Here is a 2,247-nt window from a genome sequence, read left to right as displayed (position 1 = left end):
CAGTTCGGCCACGCGGTGGCGGCGCTCGAGCGCGCGCCCGGCGACGGCGTCGTGGTGCTGGCGGAGGACGGCACGCGTACCGATCGCTTCGATACGGTGCTCTTCGCCACGGGACGGCGCGCGTCGACGCAGGACCTGGGGCTGGACGTCGCCGGCGTGGCGCTGGACTCGAAGGGGTTCGTGCCAGTGGACGCACGCCAGGACACCCGCGTCCCTGGCATCCATGCCGTCGGCGACGTCACCGGGCAGGCGGCATTGACGCCGGTCGCCATCGCGGCCGCACGGCGGCTGATGGACCGCCTGTTCGGTGGCCAGCCCGATGCGCGGCTCGACTATGCGCAGATTCCGACGGTCGTGTTCTCGCATCCGCCGGTAGGGCGGGTCGGGCTGACCGAAGCCGAAGCACGCGCGCAGCATGGCGATGCGGTGACGGTACTCACCACCCGTTTCAGGCCGATGCTGCACGCACTGGCGGATTCGCCGCAGCGCAGCCTGTTCAAGCTGGTCTGCGTGGGCGAGGACAAGCGCGTCGTGGGCCTGCACCTGCTCGGCGAAGGCGCGGACGAGATGCTGCAGGGCTTCGCGGTGGCGCTGAAGAAGGGCATCACGCTGGCCGACCTGCACGACACGGTCGCCATCCACCCCACCAGCGCCGAGGAAGTCGTGCTGATGCGCTGATCGGGTCGATGGGGCACGGCGATACAATGGCGGCATGGATACTTTCACCCTGCATCGTGGCACCGCGCCGCTGTTCATCAGCCTGCCGCACAACGGCACGCGCATACCCGACGACCTCGCCGGGCGCATGACGCCGGAAGCACGGCGCGTGCCGGATACGGACTGGCATGTCGCCGAGCTGTACGACTTCGCCCGGTCGCTCGGCGCGTCGATCATCGTGCCGGCTTACTCGCGCTATGTCGTCGACCTCAACCGGCCGGAAGACGACGTCTCCCTGTATCCCGGTCAGAACACCACCGGTTTGTGCCCCAGCGTACGTTTCAGTGGCGACCCGGTGTACCTGCCCGACCAGGCGCCCACGCCCGCGGAGATCGCTTCGCGGGTGGATGCCTACTGGCGTCCTTATCACCACGCGCTGCGGCAGGAGCTCTTCCGCATCCGGGAGGCGCATGGACGCGTGGTGTTGTGGGAAGGCCATTCGATCCGCAGCGTGGTGCCGTTCCTGTTCGATGGGCACCTGCCGGATTTCAATCTGGGTACTGCGGGTGGAACGAGTTGTTCGTCGACCCTGCAGCAGGCACTGGAAGCGGAACTGGCTGCGCAGTCGGACTACAGTTTCGTCGTCAACGGGCGCTTCCGGGGCGGTTACATCACCCGCCACTACGCGGATGTCGCCAACGGTATCCAGACCGTGCAGCTCGAGCTGGCGCAGCTCAAYTACATGGACGAAGACACCTTCGCCTACCTGCCGGAGCGCGCGGTACGGACACAGGGTCTTGTCCGCCGCCTGCTGGAGCGCACGGTGGCGTGAGGCGCTTGCCATGACGCAGCCCAAGGCGGATGACGAACTCGCGCAGCCGCTCGACGTGGCGCCGACCGAAGCGCTGGAGGCGCCGCGTGCGCGGCCGGGTCTGCATGCGGTCAGCCGCTCGGGCCTGGTGCTCGCGGCGCTTGGCGCCATCGCGTTCTCGGGCAAGGCCATCATCGTCAAGCTCGGTTACCGCTATGGCGCGGATGCGGTGACCCTGCTCGCGTTGCGCATGCTGGTGGCGTTTCCGTTCTTCCTGCTGATGGGGGCCTGGGCCGCGCGCCGCAGTGCACCGCTGTCGCGTGCCGACCGCATGAAGATCGCGCTGCTCGGTTTCCTCGGCTATTACCTGGCCAGCTTCCTCGACTTCGCGGGCCTAGCCTACGTCACGGCCACGCTGGAACGCCTGATTCTCTACCTCACGCCGACGCTGGTGGCGCTCGCTGGCTGGCTGGCGTTCGGCAAGCGCATTTCGCGACGACAGGTCCTGGCGCTGCTCGTCAGCTATGCGGGCGTCGCACTGGCGTTCGGGCACGACCTGCAGGCCGGCGGTTCCAACATCCTGCTCGGGGGCGTGCTGGTGTTCGGCAGCGCGCTCGCCTATGCGATGTACCTGGTCGGCAGCGGCGAACTGGTGGCGCGCGTCGGCGCGGTGCGGCTGACGGCGTACGCCAGCAGTGTGGCCAGCGTGCTGTGCCTGCTGCAGTTCGTCATCCTGCGGCCGTTGCAGGCGATGGTGTTGCCCTGGGAGGTGTATGCGC

General features: G+C 68.3%; 3 protein-coding genes. All 3 read left to right on the top strand.

What is annotated here, in order from left to right; translation table 11 throughout:
• Nucleotides 1-678, top strand: a 678-nt coding sequence (locus AC04L7_RS17065; protein WP_475513495.1) for an FAD-dependent oxidoreductase, incomplete at its 5' end; no start/stop codon positions are given.
• Nucleotides 679-712: 34 nt separating this feature from the next.
• On the top strand, nucleotides 713-1,489 hold the full coding sequence (hutG, locus tag AC04L7_RS17060) for an N-formylglutamate deformylase (protein WP_435997464.1): 777 nt from the start codon (nucleotides 713-715) through the stop codon (nucleotides 1,487-1,489).
• A 10-nt stretch (nucleotides 1,490-1,499) separates the two neighbouring features.
• On the top strand, nucleotides 1,500-2,247 hold a 748-nt coding region (locus tag AC04L7_RS17055), incomplete at its 3' end, for a DMT family transporter (protein ID WP_475513494.1).

It is taken from the genome of Pseudoxanthomonas sp. LjRoot204_2, assembly GCF_056175765.1.
The sequence above is the reverse complement of the archived record's forward strand: the minus strand, read 5'-3'. Positions and strand labels throughout refer to the sequence as shown.